Here is a 25,038-nt window from a genome sequence, read left to right as displayed (position 1 = left end):
ATTATCTCCTTGGAAATTCAAAACATGCCACGATCCGGCGTCCCCATGGGACGCTCAGCGGGCTTTCTATGACCGCATGACCGGAATATGCGTGAATGAAATAAGGCGTGCTGCCGCCCCGACTTTGAATACCCAAATGTTTTGCAACACCTGCGTCTTTCATTCGAAACAATCACAAGTCGCCAGGGCTTGCATCACTGATCGATTTTGACATCATATGGCTTGCCGCCGCGCGCCACAATCGCTCGTCGCCCTGCGGTTCTGACCAGTCACGACTATAGGCCGGCACCAATTCGGGCTCGTTTCTATAGAGACTACGCCAAACACCACGTACCAGCCCCAAACAATCGGTACCGCCACCTTTGCAAGACGCCTGATGCACATACGGCGTCCCGATCCAACTTCGGGCTTCCGAGATGATCCGGTTGGAAAACTCTACCATCAGCGCAGACTCCCACCTGAGTTTTCTCCCCCTTGCGACGGAAAGGACGTCATCCAATCTTCACCAGGAATATCTGGAAACCCTTGGAAATTAAGCGCGTTATTGAACTTCAGACGACAGGTTTGAAACCGCTTGTCGCACCCCGCCACCAAGCGAACCTGATCACCAACAGATATAGGCACCCGAATTGGTTCCCACAGCTCAACCACCCGGAGCCCATTCGCACCGACATAGTCTCGCTTGACGTTCCCAGACAGCCCATTGGCAGCGCCGCTCTTAACTTGAAGGACGCCACCAATAAACCAGCCGGGCTCAAAATCTGACAAATTATTCCACGAAAAAACCCGTTTCTGATCTGTCTCTTCAATCGCAGCAAGATGAGAATAACCGCCCGTGGCAGTGTCAAAACGGCACGTGGTATCACCTAAAACGGCTGTGCACGGTTTCTGGAAAACACGCCCTAAGGGCCTATTCATGGCTTCTGAGAGCCCGCGCAATTCCGCGCGAAAAGCGCCGTTGGATCGGCCGATCTCGCCAATGCTTCCGCGAAAAATAACTGTGCGCGCATCTGGGTTTGCCCAATTGACCATCCATGCGGTAACTTGAGCATCATCAAACCGTCCGGCAAGGATGTCAGCTTCCTTGACCCCAAAGTCGCTGAGCACTCCAAGGGCCTCAGAGTTGTCAACCGAAAGCCCGGAACTCTGCTCCAATAACGACGCCGTAACACCACTTGATGCTTTGAACTGAAAGTCTTCAAAACTTAGATCGCAATCATGGTCCGTGAACCCAAATCGCGCGCCGTCAGACCGGACAATGCCCCATGCGCGCGCAATGGTCGTAAGGCCAGTCTCCAGATGATCATATAATTCCTGTTGAGTACTCATCAGATACGCACCTCCACAACAGGCACGTTTGGAACGTCACCTGCGCGAAAACTCGCGACACTGGTCAGAATACGATCTGTATCAAAGCGAACGGGAACGTCGAACTCGAACCCCGCTGTGATCTCTGCTTCTGGCCCCGGCGCTTCGTTCAGAACAATGTGACCAGTCGTTTCGTCTAACGAGAAATGAACCCCCTCGCGCAGCTCGTCACCGGACACGCCAACACGCACGGTTCCTGCTACCGGTTTAGCAATCGGACGCTGATATGAATACGTGCCGGACCGATACGTCTTTACCAATTGGTAGGACGTTGTGACATCATCACCCTGTGCGATAACCTGATCACGAAAGTCTACGTCAACCGATGCAATACATGACTTATAGTCTGACCAATCCTTCCAGCGGAAGGAATGCAACTGGCCACGTCTCGCTTCAAAAAATGAAATCAAAATTTCAATATCATCGAGCGACCGCATCCCCACACCCGCATCATAACGTCGTCTGGAATGCGCCCAGGGCGTATTACGTTCCTCAAAACCATTGGCCAGCGTAACCACATCGGTCCGACGTTCCGGGCCACCAATCGAACCAAAACTCAGGTTCGCGGGAAAACGCTCTTCATGAAAATTCATCGTATTTCCTCTCTGTCACCGGTTTCTCTGACCACGCGCCAGAGCACGCCCCATCTGGGCTGCAATCTGGCCTTGCGAACGTCGAAAACCGTCCACATCTGGTGTGCTAATTTTCATCACGACATTTACGGGGCGCCCAGTTTCCGAGCGCACGCCCAATTTGCCGTCCGCACCCCGGGCCAAGGGCATGATCGCCTCGGGTCCGGCCTCGCCCATCAACCCCAAGCCACCCCGCATCGGAAATGTGACAGGGCCGGAAACAACGCCGCCATTGGCAAATGGCATCACACGTCCCTGCGCAAAGCTGCCGCCATTGGCGAAAGGCAACAAGCCCTCCATCAACCCGCCAATACCTGTCACAATCGCCCCGCCGACTTGATCCGTGACAGGCGTCAACGCCGCTCGATACGCAGCTTCGACCATTGAGTTTGCCACGTCTTCGAGCGCGTCTGACAGCTTTTGACCATCAAAAACCAACCCATCGAATGCTTTTCTCAACCCGCGCCCAATGCCCTTTTCCAACGCAGCGACGTCTTGCCCCGTAGCGCCCAAAGCATCGCGCATGCGCCGCAATTCGCCATCAAATCCGGCCGCCACGGCTGTGGTTTGCCCAAGGCTGACCTCCAGCGCTTCGATCTGCGTATCAAGGCCGTCCAGGCCATCAATCTCTGTCATGTTCGTTCCCCAAATCTGTGTCGGGATAGGCATCCAACAATTTGTCCAACCCGGATCGGGTCAGGGGTGTCAGGGCGCCAGAACGCCCTAACATCATTGCAAACTCTGCTGGTGTCAGTGCCCAGAACCGGGTTGGTTCCATGCGCAAACCCTGAAACGCGACTTTCATCAACGCCGGCCAATCAAACGCACTCAAACCGCCTCACTCTCCGGTGTAATAAATGCCTTGGCCAACAATTGCGCGGCGACGCGCGCTGCCTGCATGGCGCCGCCTTCAATCTCAGCCGTCATCAGATCCCGCGAGCGACCATTCCAGCCACCACCGCGCAACCCGGCAACGATCAGGGCAAGCACGTCTCGCGAAGAAAACGCGCCACCTTCAAATCGCTCGACCAGCTCAACCAACGTGCCACTCGACAGCCCGGCCTCCAGTTCAGCAAGCGCTCCGAGCGTCAGCTTGAGCACGCGCACCTCGCCGTCGATCACCAGTTCCACCTCACCTGCGAATGGATTAGCCATATCAGAGCACCGAAAACGTCAGTGCACCCGCCGACGCCATGGCAAGCTCATAGGTTGCTTCGCCATTATGCGTGCCTGAATACTCGATGGATGACACTTGAAACGGCCCTTCTACGACGCCGAAGTCGGGAATAATGACTTGGAAGTCTGGCGTTTCACCGTCAAAGAAAATCTGACGGGTGCGCTCGTCGGTACTGGCATCCTTAAAAACCCCAGACCCCGAAATGCCAGCTGATTTCACACCGGCACCACTCAACAACTCACGCCATCCTCCCTGGCTCTCCAGCGACGTTACATCGACACTTTCGGCGTTAAAGCTGACCCGTGTTGCGCGCAGTCCCGCAATTGTTTCGAACTGCCCGTCGCCGGTCAGATCCACTTTGATCAACAAGTCTTTTCCGTTTTGAGCACTCATAGTGTGTCTCCAATGGTTACAGTTGGTCGTCTTCCACGCGCGCGCGGAAACTCAGATCGATACGCCGCAAGCTGTTCGCGGTGTCGCGCTTGGCTTTTGCCCGATCGAAATTCAGAAAAATCAGTTGCCCACGTGATAGGGACAGGTCAGCACGATGCAGCGCATCGCTCACTGCGGCTGCCGCCTGCTTGGCTAGTGAAAACCCACTGGCACCGGAGACAACTGACACCGTGAACCGGTGTTCAGCCCCATCGCCGGTTGCATCGGAACGGTCCAATGCCATTTCAGTTCCCAACGTGACATATGTCGTCGGCACAGTCCCGCTTGGGACTTCATCGTAAATCGCACCGGACACGATCCCGTCCAATGTCAGGTCTGCAATCAACGTTTGATAAACCGCCGCCTGCAAGACATCCGCCATTCCATAACTCATGCGGCCAATTCCTCCTTCGCAAAACAGATCAAATAGCGCCCTTGCGGGTCAGCCTCGCTCACAGCGTCAATTCGAAAGACCCGTTGCCCTTCGCGAAATCGCTGACCAGCTACCGGTCGCGACGGAGCGCCATAAGGGGCGCCGCGAACCGTGATCCTAAATCCGACCGAGGCCATTTCCGTGTCACCCACTCGGCGCACGCGCCCGCTGCGCCCTTCGACCCCGGCCCAAAGCGTGCCAAGTGCGCTCCAGCTTTCTGAACTTCCGCCCATGCCGTCCGGCACTGTCTCGCGCTGTTCCAGAACCAATTGCCGTGATAGATGCACGCCCATTAGACACCGCCCCCCATGTGAAGACGCACGGGCCGATACCGTTCCAGCAAACTTGTGACGCCAAACGGCATGCACCCGCTCTTGAGCGATGTCTCGTGCCGGCACTCGTAATAATGCGCGGCAAGCAGCAAGACGGCCTGTTGCAGATCTGAGGGCACATCAGACCACGACGCGCCATACCCTCCGACGAACCGCACCGTGACAGAACCGTCTGTCGGCACCGCCGGCAAACAAGATCCTTTGCTCTTCAGCACTGGACGCTGTGCATCAGCTACCAAATAGTAAGCACTAGGCGAGACAGTAACGGTTCCGCCCTCGCTATCGCTCAGAGTTACACTTGTGACTGCGTTGACCGGTGCAACTGGCAATCCCTGCGCAGCGCCGCCGCGCCAACCCGCGAGCGAACACGCAAAACAGCGCTCAATCAGCACCTTCCCGGTGCGGGCTTCAGTTGCACTCATCGCTGCCAGCAAAAAGCTTTCCAGAACGCTGTCCTGAAGGCTTTCATCGGCAAATCCGCTGCCCATTCTAAGGTGGGCTTTGAATTCATCAACCGGCAGAGCCGACGGCGACACCGAGGTCTCTTCGACTAACATCATGGAAAAACTCCGCATTTCACCCTCCAACAAAAACTGGGCGCGCGCCCTCACGTCGCTCGAACGGAGGGGAACGGCTGGACAACGTAAGGTTTCCGGCGCGCGCCCGAACGAAGGCGGATTCTCCGCCCTCGCCAACTCGGCTTTAGGAAGCCGAGAAGCGCAGCAGCTTGATCGCAGCGAAGTCGCTCACGTCACCGCCAATGCGTTTAGTGGCATAGAAAAGAACATGCGGTTTCGCGCTGAACGGGTCGCGCAACACGCGCAGATCTGGGCGTTCGGCCACGGTGTACCCGGCGTTAAAATAACCAAAGGCAATTGCATCCGCACCAGACGCGATGTCGGGCATATCTTCGGCGATCAGCACCGGATAGCCCAGCAGTCGTGCAGGTTCACCAGCTGCCAGACCGTCGGACCACAGGAAACGGCCATCAGCGTCCTTAAGCTTGCGCACCGCGCCGGCTGTTTTGGAGTTCATCACAAATGTGCCGTTCGCGCGGTACTGGGCACCCAGCACATAAACCAGATCAATTATGGCATCACCGCCATTGAAGTCACCATCCACACCGGTTGGCACATAGCCAATATTACCCCAAGCCCAAACGTCGTTATCGACGGTCGCATGATTCAAAAAACCGGTTGGCTTGTCAGCACCATCGCCATTGATAAAGGCCGCTGCTTCTGCTCGCGCAAACTTGTCCGCGATACGACCAGCCAACCATGCCTCGATATCAAACGCACGGTCATCCAACAGGCGTTGCGACGCTTTGGGCAGCGCTGACAGCTCATGCAGCGGAATGGTGATGCGCTCAATATTGGGCGTACCTGTTTCGGTTGTGCCCGAAGTCTCGTCAGCCCAACCGGCGCCGGCCTCGCTCGAGTCGATCAGCACGTCAAACGAGCCAGCCTCGACATTGACCACATTGGCAATCGCCCGGATCGAAGCGGTGGTATTCAAAACGTTCTTAACACTGTCAGCGGTTTGCGGGTCCACCAGATAGCCGCCGTCACTGTTCACAGCAGTCGACATCGACTTGCCATCCAACTCAAGCCCACGCAGGCCATCGTCTTCACCCGATCGCAGATAGGCATTGAAAGCCTTCTGGTGAGGGGCGTCAAAATCGGTCGCAGCTGCCAAAACGGGTCGTGCTGCGGTCAGAGATTTGCGTTCAATCATGGTCATTCGTTCGTCCTGTTTCTTCAAGCGGTCATCAATGTCGTGTGAGAAGTCTTTGAAGTCATTCATGAAACCCGCCACGGCGGACTTCACCTCGGCCACCGGAGACAAACCTTCTCCGGCCCGAGCCTTCATCTCGGTCGTACTCATCTAAAAATCCTTGTTAGAGGTGTTGCTGACGCTACTCTCGCGTCAGCTCGCGACGGGCGCCCTCAAAGGCCGCCGCCAATTCACGCAGGGCAACGTCGTTTTCCGAGGTTTCCCCCTTTGCCGCCACCCGCGCACTGGGCAACATCGGAAACGTCACCAATGACACTTCCCACAGCTCCAGTTCGGTTAAGAGCCGCTGGCCCCTGTCAGTCTTTGTCGCCTTGACCGTGCGATAGCCGATCGACAACCCGTCAATTGCGCCCGCCTCAATCAGGCTTGCCGCCTCACGGCCTTTGGCCACATCGTCAAGCAAACGCCCCTTGACCCAAAGGCCAGTTTCATCTTCGTGGGCCTCGTCCCAGATGCCAATCGGTTGGGCCGGATCGTGCTGCCACAGCATCTTCACCTGCCGCCCCGCCGCCGCCAGCGCCTTGAGCGACGCCGCGTATGCGCCTTTTTGCACCACGTCACCGCCCTGATCAACTTGCCCAAACAAAGAGGCATAGCCCTCGATCACCGCACCATCCGCAACACTCAACCCGTCGCCAAACCGCGCGAACTTGCGCTCAAGCTCATATTCACTTTCCATCAGCATCCCTTTCACATCTCACTTACGGCGCAGCACTCAGCAACGATTGAAACGCTTGCGCAAGGATCACTCCAACCACTCCATACACCGTCAGCCACAATCGCTTCTCCAGTCGCTCAATCAGCTCTTCTATCTTGTCGAGCCTTCGGTTAAGGCCATCAAACTGCAATTTCGCCACGCGCTCATGTGCCTCCAACCTCAGCGCAGGCGCGCAGTCGAATTGTTCAAACCCATAGCGTTGCTCACTCATCAAGGTCCCCATCTGCTTGCGCCGGAAGTCCCAATAGCGCACGCTTCTCTTCGACAGTCAGAAAATCCGCCCGCGCGACACGCGCCCATTGCGCGTCACGTTCAGCCGACAAGGCAGGCACCTGATCCAGATCGGGTTTCAGCGACACTTCTTCACCTGTCAGTGTCGAAAGCCAGTGCCCAACAGTGGCTGAAACCCGCGTCGCCAGCGGCAAGACCGTCAATCGGTAGAATGCGCGGTTCGCCTCTTGGTAATTGGCATAGGTCGCATCACCCTGGATGCCCAAAAGCATCGGAGGCACTCCAAACGCCAACGCAATTTCACGTGCTGCGGACTCTTTGGTTTTCTGAAATTCCATGTCGCTGGGGCTAAACCCCATTGGCTTCCAATCCAATCCGCCTTCAAGCAGCATAGGTCTCCCTGCATTGCGCGCGCCTTGATGATGGCTCTCCATCTCATTGACCAACCGATCATACTGGTCGCTGCTCAGACTGCCCTGCCCTTCAGCCCCCTTGTAAACAATTGCTCCTGATGGACGCGCCGCGTTGTCCAACAGCGCCTTGGACCAGCGCGATGCACTGTTATGCACATCCAATGCCATCGCCGCCGCTTGCATTGGCGAAAACCCATAATGATCATCTTGGGGGTGGAAATTCTTGATATGGCAAACCGGTGACAACCCGCTCGCGTCAAACCGGTGTTTTCGCCCGCCTACTGCATATTCATAGGCAACCGGCCACCCATCCGCACCCGGAACAACACTCATCCGGTCTGACCGCAGCACATGCAATTCCAGTGGCACACCGTTTTCCGCCCCGACCGCCTCGACGTATGCATCTCCTGATAACAACAACTGACCAAAAAGCGCTTCATACAGCTCGGCCCGCCCTTGCGCTGCGTTAGGTGCATTCACCAGGCCCAAAATCGGATGGCTCTCAAAGCGCTGCATTTTATCTTGAAGCACCAGCGGCAGCGCCGCCGCAGCTTCTGCAATAAGTTTCACCGAACGATAGCCTACGGGATTGCCCGAAAAACCTGTCCGCGTAAGAGACACAGTATCGCGTGGGCTCCATGCCACACGCCCTGCGCCCTGCCATGCGACAACCGGCCCGGTTGCGCTTGCTTTTTACTCGGGCACGTCTGCGGCCCCCCGCCGAAAGAAATCAAATACCATCGTCTGACGCTCCTAAGCTTTTTCGATGCGCCGCCTTTTGGTACCGCACCCAAATCCTCTGTCCGCTTTGGACAAGAAAAGTTATCGCAGATAGGTCTTAAAACGCGCCGACGGCACCGCTCTGTGCCCGTTGCGCAGCAATCAGAGTGAACGAAACTGAGGTCGGCGCCATTTAGCAGACGGTTCCTCGATCAGTTCAGTCAGCGCCCAAACCAGCGCATCCACCCGGTCCGGGCTGCCCGATCCCTGAAACCCCTGCTGTGACATGGCGCACATCTGATCTTCTAAGGTATCAAGACCCGTCAAATGCTGCACACGCCCCTGCTCGTACAATGCAGCCACAGGTTCCGCCCGCGCGATTTTACCTCGCGATGCGCGCACAGCCTTGTAGGGAACCAAAGGGTCGACTTGCCTGATTACAGACTGAACCAAATCGCCACCTTGGTTGACTTCAGCAACCAATTTATCTGCGCCCCAGCTTTCCATAGCGGCAATGGCCACGCGGGCCCATCCGTCAGGGCTCACTGCCCGAACCGAGGCATCGTCAAGCACCACCGCCCGCCAGTCCTTGACCGCACCCGACGTATTCGCGCCAACCACCACGATGCCGCATTCATCGGAGCCTGAATGCCCTGTGACAGGCGGATCAACCGCCACGACGATCCGATCCAATTCAGGTGCTTTCTTCAACCGCCCCGCATCAATCGCCTTGCGCGACCACAGCGCGCCTTCGGGTTCGTCCAAAAGAACACCATCCAGTTCTTGTCGCCCCAGCTGAGTCCCTTCATATCGGACACGTACTTCCTCCAGAAAGCTGTCCGCCAGATAAGCCCGGTTTGCTTCTGTTGGCGCACTTGTCTGCACCGTGCTCTCTCGTTTCAATAGATCCTTCAGCACCGCAACATTTCGCGGTGTTGTTGTCACGCATTGCTGCGGATGCTCACCAAGCCGTAAACCAAACTGCAACATGTCCCACGTCTCTTGCGCATTTCGCCACTTTGCCAGCTCGTCCACCCAGGCCGCATCAAACTGTGGGCCACGCAGCCCCTCAGGGTCGTGCGCCGAAAACGCTTGCGCGATGGCCCCATTTGGCCAAACCAGCCGCTTGCGCCCGGCCTCCCAAACCGGCACTCGGTCAGGCGGCGAACACGCAATAATCCCGCTGTCACCAAACACCATTACTTCGCGCACTTGGTCGATGGTTTCCCCAACCAGCGCGACACGGCTGGCGCTCCCCACATCCAAGGGTCCAGACCCTTCCACTTTCGTGCGCACCCATTCCGACCCAGCGCGCGTTTTGCCCGCGCCGCGTCCACCCAGGATCACCCACGTCTTCCAGTTCCCTTCGGGCGGCACCTGATGTGGCAACGCCCAGAAGTCGAATAAAAAAGGGAGAGCAACAAGCTCTCCCTCCGACAATGCCTCAAGAAATTCCGTTTGTACCTCGGCAGGCTCTGAGGCGATCCAATCGGCACCCGATCGAAGCCCGTGCCTCATTAAGGTTGATGGCAGGGCCAATTCCACCACCTTCCTCTTGCTTACGAATTTCAAAGCGCTTCTCCATCTCTATCGCCAATCGAATGCACGTCCGGGTTTCCTCCAGCAAACGGCGAATATCTCCAATCTCAAATGATGTGCGCGCCGGACAGCCGCCTTTCAGCCGTCCCAACGTTCGCGTCATATCTTTCAAAGATTGGCGAAGCTCGCCAACATGCCGATATAAATCCGAAGCGCCCTCTGGCGGGGATTGTAAGGTCATATATGCTCATTGCCTCTCATGCGCGGTTCACCCCTCCGCACGAGCAACATAAAAACCGGCCCACGGGACAAATCCCGGGGACCGTTTCACACGTCTACCAGCGTGCCATGGATTATACACAGCAACGCCCCAAATGTCAATTTTTTTAATATTATCAAACGATTAATGCATAGATCGGACATTCAGAAATGCCCAAAAATGTGGTTTAGAATGCATCGCCATAATTTTGTCAGATTTCTCGCGCAATTTGTCCACACGTTGGACGAGAAAGAGAAGATGAAAACGCAAAAATCTCTCACCCGCACAAGCACGCTGATCCTCAGTGCAGCCACTATGTGTCTTGTGATGACTGCGCAAATCGCTCCGGCAACGGTTGATGCATCAGTGACATTTTCGGTACCACACGACTTTGATGCAGGTGTACTTTCAGACCACGAGTGACGTGCTCATAGCGCATACCGCCGTTATTGATTGGCGCGCTCAGCCTCAATTTTCCGCCACTGCGCAACGTTTTGATTGTGCTCTGCCAATGTCGTGGCGAAAGCATGCCCGCCGGTTCCATCCGCAACAAAAAACACATATTCGGTCGTGTCTGGACTTGCAGCCGCTTCCAAGCTTGCTCGCCCCGGATTCGCAATCGGAGTGGGAGGCAAGCCTGAAATAACGTATGTATTCCATGGCGTTTCTCGACGAAGCTCACTCTGCCGCAAGCCACGTCCGAGCACACCTTCGCCCTGTGTTATGCCGTAAATGACTGTCGGGTCAGTTTGCAGGCGCATCCCGCGCTTCAAGCGATTTGCAAACACGCTGGCCACCTGCCCGCGTTCTTCCGGTACCCCGGTTTCCTTTTCAATGATCGACGCCAGAATAAGCATATCCTGCGGCGACAAAAGTGGGACATCGTCGGCGCGACTTTCCCACGCCGCGGCAAGCAAAACACGCTGTGCCTCTTCCATACGCGCGATCACACTGGCACGTGTATCTCCTGCGCGCACTTCGTAACTGTCCGGTGCCAACGCACCTTCTTCGGGCCGTTCAATCTCGCCACTTAGAACGTCAACATTGTTCAGCGCATCCATAACCTGCCAGCTGGTCACACCTTCTGCCATGGCAATGCGATACCGCGTATCCGATTGTGCTTTCGTTTGTGCATAGACGTCCGGTGTTTCACCTTTGGATGGATCAAACACAGCAACTTCCACAAAACGACCCGTCGCCGGATCCAGCTCTCTCACCTGAACGCTTTGGCGTGTCACACCAACGCGATAGACAATTTCAGTACCACACGTATTGGCGCCACCACGTGTTACAATCTCGGTGATGTCTTCCATTGACGCACCCGCAGGCACCAGAAAACTTCCGGCCTTCAACGAAGACGACTTATCCGAATACTCTGCACCTAAACGAAACAGTGTCCCGCTTGAAATCGCCCCTTGTGACTCAAGGTCTTTCGAAACACGGCTCATATTTGAGCCGGGTTCCACCCTAAGGCAAATTGGCGCGCCCAGCGGCCCCTCAGCAGTGTATTGCGACTGGCCAAACAAAATTACGCCGCCTAAAAGAAACACCACCACGATCATCATCGTGATCGCGTTCGAGGCGATATGGCGCCACATTAGTCGACCTTTCCAAAGAGCACCGAAGCATTGGTTCCGCCAAAGCCAAACGAGTTGGACAGCGCGACATTGATCGCGCGTTCACGCTTTACATTCGGGACAAGGTCCACAGCGGTCTCAACCGCTTGGTTATCCAAATTGATCGTTGGCGGTGCAACTTGATCTCGTATCGCAAGGATCGAGAAGATCGCCTCAATCGCGCCAGCAGCGCCCAACAGGTGCCCAGTCATGGACTTAGTTGACGACATCGTAACATTACCTGCGGCGTCACCCATCATGCGCTCGACCGCGCCCAGCTCGATCACATCCGCCATGGTAGACGTTCCATGAGCGTTGATATAATCAACATCTTTTGGCTCAAGGCCCGCATTCTTTAACGCCGCACGCATAGAGCGTTCGCCGCCCTCGCCGTCCTCGGACGGTGCGGTAATGTGATAGGCATCACCAGACAGCCCATACCCGAGTACTTCAGCGTAGATTTTCGCGCCACGCGCCTTTGCGTGCTCGTATTCTTCCAGCACAACAACGCCTGCGCCCTCACCCATCACAAATCCATCGCGATCTGCATCATATGGGCGGCTCGCAGATTTGGGATCTTCACTGCGGCTGGTCGACAATGCTTTGCACGCATTAAAGCCTGCGATGCCAATTTCACAAATCGCCGCTTCAGCGCCACCGGCCACCATCACATCGGCATCGCCAAACATGATCAGCCGCGCCGCATCACCTATCGCATGGGCACCAGTCGAACACGCCGTGACAACCGCATGGTTAGGGCCCTTAAAGCCATATTGAATGCCTACCTGGCCTGAAATCAGGTTGATCAGCGCACCGGGAATAAAGAACGGCGAAACACGCCGCGGGCCACGTTCCGCCATCAACAGCGTGGTCTGTTCAATCGACTGCAGTCCGCCGATACCAGATCCGATCATGACACCAGTACGCTCACGGCTTTCATTATCCTCTGGTTTCCATCCGGAATCTTCAACCGCCTGCGTCGCAGCGGCAATGCCATAGAGGATAAAGTCGTCGACCTTGCGACGTTCCTTCGGCAGCATCCAATCATCAGGATTAAATGTACCGTCAGCGCCATCGCCGTACGGAACTTCACAAGCATATTTTGTCGTCACCCGTTCCGTATTGAAACGCGTAATAGGCCCGGCACCGGACTGTCCATCCAGAATACGGGTCCAACTTTCCTCAACACCGCACGCAAGCGGAGTAACAAGCCCAAGCCCAGTGACAACTACACGACGCATGATGGTATGCCCTTCCCCAGAAGTCTTTTTCCGCTCTTACCCCGCAACACCCCTCAGGGGCAAGAGCGGGACGCGGGAAACCGCGTATCTATGGCGCAAAAAACAGTCAGGCGCGCCGAATTTTTTCGACGCGCCTTTCTAGCCAATTGGACGGTTTGGTGTTCAGGCTCAGATAAATTCCGCCTTCTCCGTAACTTCAGGCTGCGCCAAATCAAGCGCTTCGGCAAGGTCGACATCCTTAGAGAAAAGCGCGCGTCCGACCAAAGTACCAGCAATGTTCGGCACAAATTTCAGACGCGATATGTCATCACCAGCGCGGACTGTGCCGCGTGCGATAACCGGATGGCGTGTCACACTTGCCAAACCAGTGATAACGCCCAACGATCCGTCACCGTCTTCAATGTCGCTGTCGATGTCTGTTACAATCACGCCCGCCAATGGCGCATCATCAAACGCCCGCAAAACATCTGCCGGCACAAGCGCGCTGGCCTCTTGCCAGCCATGCGACATCAACTGCCCCTGATAGACATCTATCGCCAGAACAATCTGGTCAGGGTGATACTTTGCCAGCTCGCGCACCAAAGCCGGATCGTGAATTGCGGCTGTCCCGATCACAACCCGCCCCGCGCCCTTGTCGATCCATTGTTCGGCATGCTCACGTGTTCGAATGCCTCCACCAAGTTGTACCGGAATACCCGCCGCCCGGATAATTTCCTCCACGAGCTCTGTATTATCGCTCTCTGAGCCAGAAATTCGGTCAAGATCTGTCACATGCATCCAGCTCGCACCTGCCTGCGCAAATCCCCGCGCCATATCCACGGGATCTACATGCCACACAGACGGCTCGTCCAAGCGGCCTCGTGTCAGAGACACACATTTGCCACCCATCAATTCAATCGTGGGATAGATGATCATTACACTTCCTCCAAACGGCCGCGAAAAGGTTGCGACATACCGTAATACTCACCTCAAAGGCGACCTATGTATGGTCTCAATTCGGCACGTTCTGTCCGGTTTCCGGCAAATTCCAACCTTCCGAGTGTAACATATGCGGGCCCGAATTCGGTCAACAGAATCAGAAACGCCTGCCCGGATCACTCCAAGCAGGCGTTTTATTAACTAGATCGGCCCGCAAAACGAACCAGAAGCAGGCTTATGCTGCTTCCGAGATGAACTTGACCGCGTCACCAAATGTCTGAATGGTTTCTGCAGCGTCATCCGGGATTTCAATACCGAACTCTTCTTCGAAAGCCATTACCAGCTCCACGGTGTCCAGGCTGTCTGCGCCCAGATCGTCAATGAAAGACGCGTTTTCTACAACTTTGTCTTCTTCTACACCCAGGTGTTCCACAACGATCTTTTTCACGCGGTCTGCGACGTCGCTCATAGCTATTCCTCATTCTTCATGGCCTTGGGGCCGTTCAACGCCTGTACGTTTGACAGGCTCTGGTTTTGCCCCATGAGGGCGGTTCTTTTTCCGGCTGCCCGGTTTGCCCCAAGCCTGCCACAAAGGACACCCCGGGAAAATCTGTGCCGCCTATAGCACATCCACCTAACAAGGCAAACGCTTTCGAACTGCACACGGCTCCGCTCCAAATCTCGTCCAGAGCGGCTCCAAGGCCTACAACATGGCCATACCACCATTCACATGCAAGGTCGTACCTGTCACATATCCTGCTTCTGGGCTAGCCAAATACAAAACGGCCGCCGCGATCTCTTCTGGTGACCCCATGCGCGATGCTGGAATCTGAGCATTGATCTTTGCTTTCTGATCGTCGTTCAGCTTTTCCGTCATTGCAGTCGCAATAAATCCTGGGGCCACAGCGTTTGCGGTAATGCCACGGCTCGCGGTTTCATACGCGATAGATTTTGTCATCCCGACCATACCCGCTTTTGATGCAGCATAATTCGCCTGCCCGGGGTTGCCCGTCGCACCTACAATGGAACTAATATTGATGATCCGCCCCCAGCGTGATTTCATCATTGGACGCATTACGCCACGGCACAATCGCATTGTCGACGTCAAGTTAACGTCAATCACACTTTGCCAATCGTCGTCCGACATCCGCATAAATATCTGATCACGGGTAATTCCGGCGTTGTTGACCAGAATATCAACCGAACCCATTGCCGCGATGGCCTGCTTTGGCAGGGCATCCACCGCCTCGCCATCGCTTAGATTGCAAGGCAGCACATGCGCACGCTCGCCAAGCTCTTCCGCCAAGGCTTCCAGCGGTTCAACCCGCGTGCCTGACAAACCAACTGTCGCGCCAGCCGCGTGCAATACTTTGGCGATCTCGCCGCCAATACCACCGGATGCACCCGTCACTAGTGCGCACTTCCCAGTCAAATCAAACATTTTGCTATCCTTCTACCATCTCGACCAATGTCCCAATAGGACCAGCCAAGAGTTTTCTATGTCCAGGCATCAAACCCGCTCGATATCACCCATTCAGGCTGCTTACAGCGGCCTTTATGTCATCGGGTGACCCCACAGGCTTACATCCCACAGATCGGTCGATACGGCGGATCATTCCTGCCAGAGCTTTGCCCGCGCCAATTTCCCAAACTTCATCAACGCCGTTTTCCGCCATCCACAACACCGATTCGCGCCAGCGAACCGATCCAGTCACCTGATCTACCAGCAACGACCGAATAGTTGCGGGATCAGAAACCGGCTCCGCCAGCACATTTGCCACCAGCGGCACCGCAGGTCGTCTAATATCCACCTCTCCCAGCGCAACCGCCATCGCCTCTGCGGCTGGTTGCATCAATGCGCAATGAAACGGAGCGCTCACCGGCAACATTACCGCGCGTTTGGCGCCCTTTTCCTTGGCCAAGCCCACAGCGCGTTCTACAGCTCCCCGATGCCCGGACACAACAACCTGTCCTGGGTCATTGTCGTTTGCCGCTTGGCAAACTTCGCCGTCCGCCGCTGCTTCTGCCACTTCGCGCGCGGTCTCAAAGTTGAGACCAAGCAGCGCTGCCATTGCGCCCTGTCCAACCGGCACAGCCGCCTGCATCGCTTCGCCCCGCTTACGCAAAAGGCGCGCAGCGTCCGAAATGCTCAAAGCACCAGCGGCAGCCAGTGAAGAATATTCACCTAACGAGTGACCCGCGACATAAGACGCAACCTCAATCGTGACACCCTCAGCTTCAAGCGCTTTCATCGCCGCCAGCGACGTAGCCATCAACGCAGGCTGTGCATTGTGGGTCAGCGTCAGTTCGTCCTGCGCCCCGTCCCAGATTAACCCGCTCAGGCTTTCTCCAAGCGCCTCATCAACCTCGTCAAACACGACCTTCGCGGCAGGATACGCATCCGCCAGCGCCTTTCCCATTCCAATTGTCTGGGCGCCCTGCCCCGGAAATACAAATGCGCGGCTCATGGATGATACTCCTTCGTCATGGTGTGCAGGGGATACCGCGACATCAACCATGGCGCAACGCCCTTACTCGACCATAGGAAAACAAAAACGCCGCTGATGTTTTCAGCGACGTTTAGAAAAGCGGTCAGTTCAGAAGCTTCTTTAGTCCGCAAATATCGATTGGCTGCGCAGCTGCGCAATGGCGTCCAAACGGGCATGCGGGCCATCCAAAGGCAATGAGACGAGTTCAACCTCATTATCATCCAGCACATTTAGTTGTGTGTCTGTCACATTTACACGTGCAATGTCTTCGTAGTTAATCGAGGCCGTTACATGCTGGCGTCCTCTTGGAAGCGATTCATAAACCAACAGCTGACGATTGCGCGCATCAAAATGCAGCTCCATCACAGGCTTCTCTGTCGCAATTTGCGTCATGCCTACGCCAGCCGTCACCAACAAGATCGACAGCCCCATCTTTGCGAGCAGGATATTGGGTGTCAGGTCCAACCCTGGAACCAACCAAATTCCCGTCCCTGCCCAGATGAACGCAAATCCGAACACGACCGATGCGGCGCGTATGGGCATCGAATGCCCTTTGCCCTCAACGGTCGCTACCTTAGAGCGGGTTTCTTCCATGAAATGTGTCAGCGCAACCATGCCCCGGTTCTCCTTGATGGCATCTGCAATTTAAGCTTGAGTTCATGATCCCGTCAGAATCCGGCGAGAATGGGGCACTGATAGGGAATTACGCGATCGCCTCTGCCCCATTTCGTGGTAATTCGTGCCAGCCAAGCGGCCAAATGAATCCCCTTGCACCGCGCCTGAATTCGGCTATACAGCGCCATCCTTTCGCAAAGATATGAACCGCGCAGTCTCTCGTGGGTGGGGCGCGAAAGGGAACAGCCCCGCACTTTGAAATGCGCCTGATAATTGAATGGAGTGCACATGCCGCTTTATGAGCATGTTTTCATCTCGCGCCAGGACCTGTCCAACGCGCAAGCAGAAAGCCTCATCGAACATTTTGGCACCGTCCTCGCGGACAACGGCGGCAACGTTGTTGAGAGCGAGTATTGGGGCGTCAAAACGATGGCCTACAAGATCAACAAAAACCGCAAGGGCCACTACGCCTTTCTGAAAACCAACGCGCCTGCCGCAGCGGTACAGGAAATGGAACGCCTGATGCGCCTGCATGATGACGTGATGCGCGTTCTGACCATCAAGGTCGACGATCACGCCGAAGGTCCCTCGGTCCAGATGCAGAAACGTGACGAACGTGGCGACCGCCGCGAACGCCGCAACTGATCGCTTGAAGAAAGGACACTAAACCATGGCTGCAAAACCATTTTTCCGCCGCCGGAAAGTCTGCCCCTTCTCGGGCGACAACGCGCCAAAGATCGATTACAAAGACACTCGTCTGCTGCAACGCTATATCTCTGAGCGTGGCAAGATCGTCCCATCGCGCATCACCGCCGTCTCGGCAAAGAAGCAGCGTGAACTGGCCCGTGCCATCAAACGCGCCCGCTTCCTCGCCCTGCTGCCCTACGCCGTTAAGTAAGGAGAACCCAAATGCAAGTTATCCTTCTTGAACGTGTTGCCAAGCTTGGCCAAATGGGCGACGTCGTTGACGTTAAACCTGGCTACGCGCGCAACTTCCTACTGCCACAGGGCAAAGCTCTGACCGCATCAGAGTCCAATGTTGCTTCTTTTGAGGCCCAGAAAGCGCAGCTCGAAGCGCGCAACCTGGAAACCAAGCAAGAAGCAGAAGCACTGGCCGAAAAACTCGATGGACAGCAGTTCATCGTGATTCGCTCGGCTTCGGACGCTGGCGCGCTCTACGGTTCTGTCACACCTCGTGACGCCGCAGATGCAGCAACTGAAAACGGTTTCTCGCTCGACAAGAAACAGATTGCTCTGTCCAAGCCGATCAAGGATCTTGGCCTGCACATCGTTCACGTCATCCTGCACCCCGAAGTTCAGGTCGACATCGAAATGAACGTTGCCCGTTCTCAGGAAGAAGCTGAGCTGCAAGCCTCTGGCAAGTCCATTCAGGAACTCGCCGCAGAAGCAGAAGCGGAAGCTGAATTCGAGATCGCGGAACTGTTCGAAGACATCGGTGCAGCGGCATCTGATGATGACGAACTGGCCCCTGCTTCTGAGGAAGCAGAAGAAGAGGCTAACAAAGAAGCGTAAGCTCCTTTTCGCCCAAAATATCTGGCCGCGTCCAAAAAACCGGACGCGGCCTTTTTTGTTTGCGGTCGCTCCGCCATAATGTCCGAAAATGGCAGAGCAAAGAATACCAATATGAAAACGCCCCCAACTCGCCGTCATTTCGTGATGCTGCTCGCGGCTGCGCCGCTTCTGGCTGCCTGCGGTGGGCGTCGCGATCGACGGCAAGACCGCAAAGAAGCCAAGCAAATCCGAAAACTCACCAAGTCTGGCGAGCCTCCACTTTATCCCAACGAGACGCCTGAGTTGCGAAAGCTCATCAACAAATATGCAGACTTTTACGATGTCCCCCGCCCATTGGTGCAACGTGTCATCGTACGTGAAAGCACACATCGCCCATGGGCCACCAATGGCCCAAACATTGGCCTCATGCAGATTCAGCTGCCGACGGCTCGCGGCATGGGATATCGCGGTGATCGCGCCGGGTTGCTAGATGCCGAAACCAATCTAAAATACGCGGTAAAATACTTACGAGGGGCCTATATTGTTGCCGATGGCGACTACGACGACTCAGTCAAATGGTACGCGCGCGGCTACTACTACGAGGCAAAACGCAAAGGTCTCCTTCAGGAAACCGGCCTAAGGCCCTAGCAGTCACTCACCAAAATTCCCGCCGGAATCCAAAGGGTTCATCCGGATCAAGCGGCTGTCTTCAACGCCTGCTTGGCGATGTTGTACAGCCGCACGATAATCTGGTTCTTTGTGCATATTTGCAAAGGCTGCCACGCTTGGATACTCAGCGATAAAGCAGATATCCCACTCTTTTTCGGGGCCAATCAGCATCTGTTCCATACGTCCGCGCCAAACGATCCGCCCTCCCAAGCGCTTGAAAACCGGCTCACTTTCGCGCCCATAAGCGGCGAAGGCCTCGCGCCCTGTTGCCGTCCGTCCATCGCTATAATTAGCCCGAATACGTAACTTGATAAGATTTAGCATATGGATCGGACCATCGCGATCATTTTGGCGAAACGCGTCGTACGCCGCGCGATCAAAGCTGGTGTAATCCATCACAACGCCCTTTCTTCCAGAATCTGACGCGCAGTTTAAAACGAAAACGGACCGCCTTAAAATGCGGTCCGCCTCAACTTTCAGCTATGTGTCTATTCGTCAGACATGGCTTTCCAAATAACCGCACCTAGCGCCGCGCCGATCAACGGCGCAACCCAGAACAACCAAAGCTGCCCAAGCGCTGGCGCATCCGCAAAAAGCGCCACGCCAGTTGAACGCGCAGGATTAACTGAAGTGTTAGTAATCGGGATAGAGATCAGGTGGATCAGCGTCAGCCCCAGACCGATGGCAATTGGTCCAAATCCCGCCGGTGCACCGCTTGATGTCGCACCCAGAATGATGACCAGGAAAAACGCCGTCAGAACGATCTCGGCGATCAATCCAGCCACAAGCGAATACCCCTGTGGTGACGCCGCGCCATAACCGTTCGACGCGAACCCACCTGCTCCGGAAAATCCTGCCGCGTTAGACGCAATCACATACAGCACGACCCCAGCGGCAATCGCGCCAATCACTTGCGCCACCCAATAAGGTATCAGCTCTTTGCTTTCAAACCGTCCGGCGATCATTAATCCCAGCGACACAGCCGGGTTGAAATGCCCGCCCGAGATGTGCCCCACAGCATAGGCCATCGTCATGACAGTCAAACCAAAAGCAAGGCTGACCCCGAGCCATCCGATCCCGACATCTGCGACCCCAGCCGCATAAATCGCACTGCCGCAACCGCCGAATACCAACCAGAATGTACCAAAAAATTCTGCAATCAATTTCTTACTCATGCGCGTCTCCCTTGAACTTGCACAAGGCTAGCGTAGCACACAGTAAGATGTTGCAGATACAATATTTCAACGCCTGATGCGCCACTTTCAGACACGGACAAAACACGCGATCGGCTCGCAAAACCAAAAAGTAACTATTCCACCTCAAAAAACAAAAAGCCCGAAGCCAGCCTTGGCTTCGGGCAATCAAATCTCATTCTGATCGCGTAGGATTTATTCTTCGTCCAGCTCTTCGATCGCTTTCTGAAGCTCGTCCTTAGACACTTCCTTGTCAGACACCGTTGCCAGTTCAAAAACATAATCAACAACTTTGTCTTCGAACAGCGGCGCGCGCAGCTGTTGCTGCATCTGAGCATTCTGCTGCACAAACTCAAAGAACTGACGCTCTTGACCTGGGTACTGACGCGCTTGGTTCATGATCGCTTGTGTCATCTCAGCGTCCGTCACTTCGACTTCTGCCTTCTGCCCCAACTCTGCCAGCAACAGCCCCAGACGCACGCGGCGCTCGGCCAGCTTGTTGTGCTCATCGGTTGCCTCGATTTCAGGGTGATCATGCCCTTCGACCTCGGGATTTTCCTCGTGCCACAGCTGATGCGCAATCTGGCCCGCTTCGGCCTCAACCAGCGAAGGAGGCAGATCGAAAGACACCAAACCGTCCAGTTGGTCCAACAGGGCGCGCTTCATTACGGAGCGCGCCGCACCCGAGTATTCAGATTCCAGACGTTCGCTAATCTGGCCCTTCAGGCCGTCCAGGTCTTCAGCACCAAACTTCTGTGCCAACTCATCATTCAACTCAGCGGCAACCGGCTCTTTGACTTCCTTGATGGTGCAAGAGAAGACTGCTTCCTTACCGGCAAGGTTCTCGGCCTGATAATCGTCTGGGAAAGAAACAGTAACGTCCTTTTCTTCCTCGGCTTTCACGCCAACCAGTTGCTCTTCAAAACCGGGGATAAACTGACCCGATCCCAAAACCAGCGGAAAATCTTCTGCGGCGCCGCCATCAAATGCTTCACCATCAACTTTGCCCAAGAAGTCCATGACAACCTGATCGCCGTCTTTCGCTTTCGAGCCTTTGCGGCGCGCCTTAAAATCTTGTGCGGTTTCGGCCAGGTTACCCAGAGCCTCTTCAACCGCCGCGTCGTCGGCTTTGACAACCATCTTCTCCAAAGTGATGCCTTTCAGCTCAACTTCGGGGATTTCTGGAAGTGCCTCATAAGACATCTCAACTTCGACGTCGTTGCCCGGTGTCCACTCTTCGCCGTTTTTCATTTCGACTTTTGGCTGCAATGCCGGACGATCACCGCTTTCTTCAAAGTGGTTGTTCATCGCGCCGTCAATGGCTTCCTGCATGGCTTCGCCCATCAGACGCTCGCCAAACTGCTTGCGCAACAGCGGCATAGGCACCTTGCCCTTGCGGAAACCTTTCATCTCGATTTCTGGCTGCGCTTCGGCCAGCTTCTCGTTCACTTTGTCGTCCAGCTCAGAAGCGGTCACAACGATGTTGTATCCGCGCTTCAAACCTTCATTCAGTGTTTCGGTAACCTGCATCAGAGTCCCCATAAGTGGCGGCGCGCGAGGACACCCCCGCGCGCAATAAGAAAAATCTGAGTTCTTCTAGTTGTCAATCTGCCCCGGTGCAAGGGGCAAGGCACTATTAACTGCCACTCTCAGCCCGCATTGTGTAGGATCAGAATTTAAACCGCGCGCCTAGCATATAATGGCTTGCATCGCGATAGTTTGTTGCGCCTGTCGTGTCGGTCAGTTCGTAATTTCGATAACCGAAATAGGCTTCGATACGCTGGTTGTCGAAACGTTGAACCAAACCAAAACCAATGGCCTCTCCATCTTCACCCGCAACAAGTCCATCGCTTTGATAGAAATCCAAAGCTACCGCTGTCGAGCCCACATCAAACCAATCCCTCAATACGCCCGCCTTAAGGTAGAGATAATCTCCTCCCCCGTCGACCGAGCCCGCAGCCAGTGTTCCGTTCAGGCCCGTTGGCTTGTGCATTACAGCCATCGACCCCACGGTTTGCTGCGATGTGCCACCGCCGTCCAAGTCCGTCCAGGCGGACCCGATCGCCGCTTTAAACTGAACGTTGTCATTGCCTCCGGTATAAGACGCCGAAAGATCGTAAAACGTATCATCATTGCCAGCAGCCAGTATCTCTCGCCCCACGGCGCCAGACACCTGAAAACCAGAAAAGCTCGGCGTGTCATAGCGCAGTCGCGCTCTGCGTCCGCCGTCCAAATCACGGAATACCTGCCCTACGCTGCGCGTCGTCAACGCACCCGCGCTGTTTCGGAACAGGAATGAACCAGCAGAATCAGCCAACCCGGCATATGCAACAAGGTCCGTACCAGAGAAATCCACTTGCCCGGTTCCATCGGTAGCCATACTGCCTTGACCAAAATACACTTTACCCCAATCGCCTGCGTATGAAACATCGACTTTACGCAGCTTGGTGGCATCCCAATCCCAATCCGGCGTATTGGTTTGCGACGTGGCGCTAGATGAGGGAAGCCCGATGGCCGTCTCAAAGTTAAATTCAAGCCCTTCGACGTTGAACATATCGCGCGACCAAAATCCAAAACGAGTATTAGAGTGATCGTTGTCGGTCAGAATATCTGTGCTCGAAACACCATCGTCAAAGGACAAGAATGTCGGGTTCAACTGCCCATAAAACTCAACAGGCGTGCTCTCCTGTGCACTCACCGTCCCAACCCATCCAATGGCCAGAACGGCACCCGTCAGCAAATGTGTATCAATTCTTTCAAAAGCCATGGTGCCTCTCCAAAGCGATAAATACCGGAACTTATTGTAAAATTAGTACTCCGACTCTCCTCATTATGCCTTAGAACGTCGTATCAAACAAACAAACCTTTTCGTCCTACCCCCGTAAGAGGACACAATCGGATAAACAAAGGCAAAAAATGGTGGCGACGCACGGCACTGCGACGAGATCTTAGGCAGCTTTGTCGGATGCTATCATCCAATTAAAATGGCGTGGGCTTCTTTGAACATGGAATTTCTACTAAACCGTCAATAATCAGGTAGTTGTACCTCGTCCGACACGTCAGACATACGCGGCATCAGGCTTAGCAACTCGCGCGTATAATTCTCCTTCGCATCGGAAAACAGCGCCTCTGTTTCCTGTAACTCCACGATCCTGCCCTGTTTCATCACCGCAACGCGGTCACACATTTGCCGAACCACCGGCAAATCATGACTGATGAACAGCATAGTCAACCCAAGATGCTCCTGCAGGTCCTTGAGAATATTCAATATCTGCGCTTGGATCGACACATCCAATGCGCTTGTCGGCTCGTCACAAATCAGAAACTTCGGCTGCGTCGCCAACGCACGAGCAATCGAAATTCTCTGCCGCTGACCACCTGAAAACTCGTGCGGATACTTGGCCGCCGCATCCGCGCCCAGACCAACTTGCTCCAGCAATTCACCCACGCGCAGCTTTGCCGCGTGCCCTGATAATAGACCATGATGTTTTATCGGTTCAGCCACGATATCATCAACCCGCATTCTTGGGTTCAAAGAGCTGTAAGGATCCTGAAAAATCATCTGAATGTCTTGGCGGAACGCCCGAATGGCTTCTTTGTCCGACGGTTCGCTCACCAGTCGACCGTCGAAATAAATATTCCCACCATCCGCGCGGTAAAGGCCTGAGATCACCCGTGCAATCGTCGATTTACCAGACCCGCTTTCACCCACAACTCCAAAAACTTCGCCCGGAACAATGTCAAAACTGACGTCATCTACAGCCTTAAAATGGCGACGTTGCCATGGCAGTAGCCCGCCCTTCTCAGCAAAACGCTTGGTGACGCCAGCGACCGAAACCAAAGCCCCCTCAGGCGCCTCCCGCACTGGCCAACCCTTTGCAATCTCTTCAATGGCGAAGCTCGTCATCCGCCCGCCATAGCTTACCTGTGGAAACCGGTGCACCTTGCGGTTCGGGCGTGGCACGGCGGCAATCAACGACTTAGTATAGTCGTGTTCAGGCTGCCCCAGCACTTGCGCCGTTGGTCCGCTTTCGACAACTGAACCGTCATACATCACGGTAACGCGGTCCGTCGTGTCAGCTATGACGCCCATGTCGTGTGTAATCAGAATGACACCGACTTGCCGTTCGACGGCCAGATCCCGGATCAACTCCAAAATCTGCGCCTGCACCGCCACATCCAGCGCGGTTGTCGGCTCGTCCGCAATAATGACTTCGGGTTCTGAGCACAGCGCCAGCGCAATAACCACACGCTGTCGCATACCACCGGAAAACTGATGCGGATACTGATCCAGCCGCGTTTCAGGATCAGGAATATCCACGCGCTGCAACAACGCTAATGCGCGCGCATCCGCATCCACCTTACCAACTTTCAGATTGGCAATAATCGTTTCGGTCAACTGCTGGCGGATCGTAAACAAAGGGTTCAAAGACGTCAGAGGATCTTGAAAGATCATCGAAATCTTGCGCCCACGCAACTTGCGCATCGCCTCGTCATCCAGTCCGCTTATTTCGTCTTCGCGGTAGGCTATTGTACCACCGGTGATATGTCCGGGCCGTTCCAAAAGACCCATGACCGCAGCGCCAATCGTCGACTTACCCGCGCCGCTTTCCCCGACCAGACCGTGTATCTCGCCCGGCTCAACCGTCAGACAGGCCGCGTTTACAGCTTTGAAAACCTTGCGACGGGTTGGGAATTCCACGGTCAGATCACGAATATTCAGCAACGCCATAATCG

The 25,038-nt window shown here is 55.2% G+C and carries 29 protein-coding genes and 2 pseudogenes; 4 read left to right on the top strand and 27 right to left on the bottom strand.

Going from position 1 to position 25,038, the window contains the following annotated elements; genetic code table 11:
• Position 1: 1 nt before the first annotated feature.
• The 22 genes and pseudogenes from CLV88_RS07660 to CLV88_RS07550 all read right to left on the bottom strand — a co-directional run bounded on the left by CLV88_RS07660 (position 2) and on the right by CLV88_RS07550 (position 16,927).
• Positions 2 to 442: pseudogene (locus tag CLV88_RS07660) on the bottom strand (NlpC/P60 family protein).
• On the bottom strand, positions 442 to 1,329 hold the full coding sequence (locus tag CLV88_RS07655) for a DUF2163 domain-containing protein (RefSeq protein WP_106607792.1): 888 nt from the start codon (positions 1,327 to 1,329) through the stop codon (positions 442 to 444). The pseudogene CLV88_RS07660 and the gene CLV88_RS07655 overlap by 1 nt, the downstream one beginning before the upstream one ends.
• A complete protein-coding gene (locus tag CLV88_RS07650; RefSeq protein ID WP_106607791.1) occupies positions 1,329 to 1,961 on the bottom strand; it encodes a DUF2460 domain-containing protein in 633 nt (210 codons plus the stop codon). The genes CLV88_RS07655 and CLV88_RS07650 overlap by 1 nt, the downstream gene beginning before the upstream one ends.
• A 15-nt stretch (positions 1,962 to 1,976) precedes the next feature.
• The gene (locus tag CLV88_RS07645) at positions 1,977 to 2,636 is read right to left on the bottom strand and encodes a phage tail tape measure protein (protein WP_106607790.1); all 660 of its coding nucleotides are present in this window, start codon (positions 2,634 to 2,636) and stop codon (positions 1,977 to 1,979) included.
• Positions 2,623 to 2,832 (bottom strand): rcc01693 family protein, encoded by a 210-nt coding sequence (locus CLV88_RS07640; protein WP_106607789.1) that lies wholly within the window; start codon positions 2,830 to 2,832, stop codon positions 2,623 to 2,625. Before CLV88_RS07640 ends, CLV88_RS07645 begins: the two co-directional genes overlap by 14 nt.
• Complete coding sequence (locus CLV88_RS07635) at positions 2,829 to 3,155, bottom strand: gene transfer agent family protein (protein WP_106607788.1); 327 nt, start codon at positions 3,153 to 3,155, stop codon at positions 2,829 to 2,831. The genes CLV88_RS07640 and CLV88_RS07635 overlap by 4 nt, the downstream gene beginning before the upstream one ends.
• A gap of 1 nt (position 3,156) precedes the next feature.
• Complete coding sequence (locus CLV88_RS07630; RefSeq protein ID WP_106607787.1) at positions 3,157 to 3,570, bottom strand: phage major tail protein, TP901-1 family; 414 nt, start codon at positions 3,568 to 3,570, stop codon at positions 3,157 to 3,159.
• 16 nt (positions 3,571 to 3,586) lie between these two features.
• A complete protein-coding gene (locus CLV88_RS07625) occupies positions 3,587 to 4,003 on the bottom strand; it encodes a DUF3168 domain-containing protein (RefSeq protein WP_106607786.1) in 417 nt (138 codons plus the stop codon).
• The gene (locus CLV88_RS07620; RefSeq protein WP_106607785.1) at positions 4,000 to 4,335 is read right to left on the bottom strand and encodes a head-tail adaptor protein; all 336 of its coding nucleotides are present in this window, start codon (positions 4,333 to 4,335) and stop codon (positions 4,000 to 4,002) included. The genes CLV88_RS07625 and CLV88_RS07620 overlap by 4 nt, the downstream gene beginning before the upstream one ends.
• Complete coding sequence (locus CLV88_RS07615; RefSeq protein ID WP_106607952.1) at positions 4,335 to 4,934, bottom strand: head-tail connector protein; 600 nt, start codon at positions 4,932 to 4,934, stop codon at positions 4,335 to 4,337. The genes CLV88_RS07620 and CLV88_RS07615 overlap by 1 nt, the downstream gene beginning before the upstream one ends.
• Before the next feature lie 142 nt (positions 4,935 to 5,076).
• Entirely contained in the window at positions 5,077 to 6,258 is a 1,182-nt protein-coding gene (locus CLV88_RS07610) for a phage major capsid protein (protein WP_106607784.1), read from the bottom strand.
• Positions 6,259 to 6,289: 31 nt separating this feature from the next.
• Positions 6,290 to 6,847, bottom strand: coding sequence for an HK97 family phage prohead protease (locus tag CLV88_RS07605; protein ID WP_106607951.1), 558 nt, complete (start codon positions 6,845 to 6,847; stop codon positions 6,290 to 6,292).
• Between the two features lie 22 nt (positions 6,848 to 6,869).
• Positions 6,870 to 7,097, bottom strand: a complete 228-nt coding sequence (locus tag CLV88_RS07600; protein ID WP_106607783.1) for a GTA head formation protein, RCAP_rcc01685 family — start codon at positions 7,095 to 7,097, stop codon at positions 6,870 to 6,872.
• Positions 7,090 to 8,271 (bottom strand): annotated as a pseudogene (locus CLV88_RS07595) (phage portal protein). Before CLV88_RS07595 ends, CLV88_RS07600 begins: the two are co-directional and overlap by 8 nt.
• Before the next feature lie 141 nt (positions 8,272 to 8,412).
• Entirely contained in the window at positions 8,413 to 9,768 is a 1,356-nt protein-coding gene (locus tag CLV88_RS07590) for a DNA-packaging protein (RefSeq protein WP_106607782.1), read from the bottom strand.
• Between the two features lie 726 nt (positions 9,769 to 10,494).
• A complete protein-coding gene (mltG, locus tag CLV88_RS07580; protein ID WP_106607780.1) occupies positions 10,495 to 11,646 on the bottom strand; it encodes an endolytic transglycosylase MltG in 1,152 nt (383 codons plus the stop codon).
• Complete coding sequence (fabF, locus tag CLV88_RS07575; protein ID WP_106607779.1) at positions 11,646 to 12,905, bottom strand: beta-ketoacyl-ACP synthase II; 1,260 nt, start codon at positions 12,903 to 12,905, stop codon at positions 11,646 to 11,648. The genes mltG and fabF overlap by 1 nt, the downstream gene beginning before the upstream one ends.
• Positions 12,906 to 13,073: 168 nt before the next feature.
• Positions 13,074 to 13,820, bottom strand: a complete 747-nt coding sequence (locus tag CLV88_RS07570; protein WP_106607778.1) for a 1-(5-phosphoribosyl)-5-[(5-phosphoribosylamino)methylideneamino]imidazole-4-carboxamide isomerase — start codon at positions 13,818 to 13,820, stop codon at positions 13,074 to 13,076.
• 238 nt (positions 13,821 to 14,058) lie between these two features.
• Complete coding sequence (locus CLV88_RS07565; protein ID WP_093094441.1) at positions 14,059 to 14,292, bottom strand: acyl carrier protein; 234 nt, start codon at positions 14,290 to 14,292, stop codon at positions 14,059 to 14,061.
• Between the two features lie 234 nt (positions 14,293 to 14,526).
• Positions 14,527 to 15,264, bottom strand: coding sequence for a 3-oxoacyl-[acyl-carrier-protein] reductase (gene fabG / locus CLV88_RS07560; protein WP_106607777.1), 738 nt, complete (start codon positions 15,262 to 15,264; stop codon positions 14,527 to 14,529).
• 85 nt (positions 15,265 to 15,349) lie between these two features.
• On the bottom strand, positions 15,350 to 16,291 hold the full coding sequence (gene fabD, locus CLV88_RS07555) for an ACP S-malonyltransferase (protein ID WP_106607776.1): 942 nt from the start codon (positions 16,289 to 16,291) through the stop codon (positions 15,350 to 15,352).
• A gap of 141 nt (positions 16,292 to 16,432) precedes the next feature.
• On the bottom strand, positions 16,433 to 16,927 hold the full coding sequence (locus CLV88_RS07550) for a hypothetical protein (protein ID WP_106607775.1): 495 nt from the start codon (positions 16,925 to 16,927) through the stop codon (positions 16,433 to 16,435).
• 288 nt (positions 16,928 to 17,215) lie between these two features.
• Here CLV88_RS07550 and rpsF point away from each other — a divergent pair, with 288 nt between their 5' ends.
• The 4 genes from rpsF to CLV88_RS07530 all read left to right on the top strand — a co-directional run bounded on the left by rpsF (position 17,216) and on the right by CLV88_RS07530 (position 19,087).
• Positions 17,216 to 17,572, top strand: a complete 357-nt coding sequence (gene rpsF / locus CLV88_RS07545) for a 30S ribosomal protein S6 (RefSeq protein WP_106607774.1) — start codon at positions 17,216 to 17,218, stop codon at positions 17,570 to 17,572.
• A 25-nt stretch (positions 17,573 to 17,597) separates the two neighbouring features.
• The gene (gene rpsR / locus CLV88_RS07540) at positions 17,598 to 17,825 is read left to right on the top strand and encodes a 30S ribosomal protein S18 (protein ID WP_005982441.1); all 228 of its coding nucleotides are present in this window, start codon (positions 17,598 to 17,600) and stop codon (positions 17,823 to 17,825) included.
• An 11-nt stretch (positions 17,826 to 17,836) separates the two neighbouring features.
• Positions 17,837 to 18,460 carry a 50S ribosomal protein L9 gene (rplI, locus tag CLV88_RS07535; protein WP_106607773.1) on the top strand — a complete coding sequence of 208 codons (624 nt, stop codon included), beginning with the start codon at positions 17,837 to 17,839 and terminating at the stop codon, positions 18,458 to 18,460.
• Between the two features lie 111 nt (positions 18,461 to 18,571).
• Entirely contained in the window at positions 18,572 to 19,087 is a 516-nt protein-coding gene (locus CLV88_RS07530) for a lytic transglycosylase domain-containing protein (protein WP_106607772.1), read from the top strand.
• A 3-nt stretch (positions 19,088 to 19,090) separates the two neighbouring features.
• Here the strand turns inward: CLV88_RS07530 and CLV88_RS07525 are convergent, their stop codons facing one another.
• From CLV88_RS07525 to CLV88_RS07505, 5 genes are all read right to left on the bottom strand, one after another.
• Positions 19,091 to 19,504: a DUF1330 domain-containing protein gene (locus CLV88_RS07525; protein WP_106607771.1), complete on the bottom strand. Its 414-nt coding sequence runs from the start codon at positions 19,502 to 19,504 to the stop codon at positions 19,091 to 19,093.
• Between the two features lie 92 nt (positions 19,505 to 19,596).
• Complete coding sequence (gene aqpZ, locus CLV88_RS07520; RefSeq protein WP_106607770.1) at positions 19,597 to 20,283, bottom strand: aquaporin Z; 687 nt, start codon at positions 20,281 to 20,283, stop codon at positions 19,597 to 19,599.
• A gap of 213 nt (positions 20,284 to 20,496) precedes the next feature.
• Complete coding sequence (tig, locus tag CLV88_RS07515) at positions 20,497 to 21,831, bottom strand: trigger factor (RefSeq protein ID WP_106607769.1); 1,335 nt, start codon at positions 21,829 to 21,831, stop codon at positions 20,497 to 20,499.
• Positions 21,832 to 21,970: 139 nt separating this feature from the next.
• Positions 21,971 to 23,068, bottom strand: a complete 1,098-nt coding sequence (locus CLV88_RS07510; RefSeq protein ID WP_106607768.1) for a porin family protein — start codon at positions 23,066 to 23,068, stop codon at positions 21,971 to 21,973.
• Between the two features lie 258 nt (positions 23,069 to 23,326).
• Entirely contained in the window at positions 23,327 to 25,033 is a 1,707-nt protein-coding gene (locus CLV88_RS07505; protein ID WP_106607767.1) for a dipeptide ABC transporter ATP-binding protein, read from the bottom strand.
• Between the last annotated feature and the right edge of the window lie 5 nt (positions 25,034 to 25,038).

This window comes from Shimia abyssi, from assembly GCF_003014475.1.
GTDB lineage: Bacteria > Pseudomonadota > Alphaproteobacteria > Rhodobacterales > Rhodobacteraceae > Shimia > Shimia abyssi.
The sequence above is the reverse complement of the archived record's forward strand: the minus strand, read 5'-3'. Positions and strand labels throughout refer to the sequence as shown.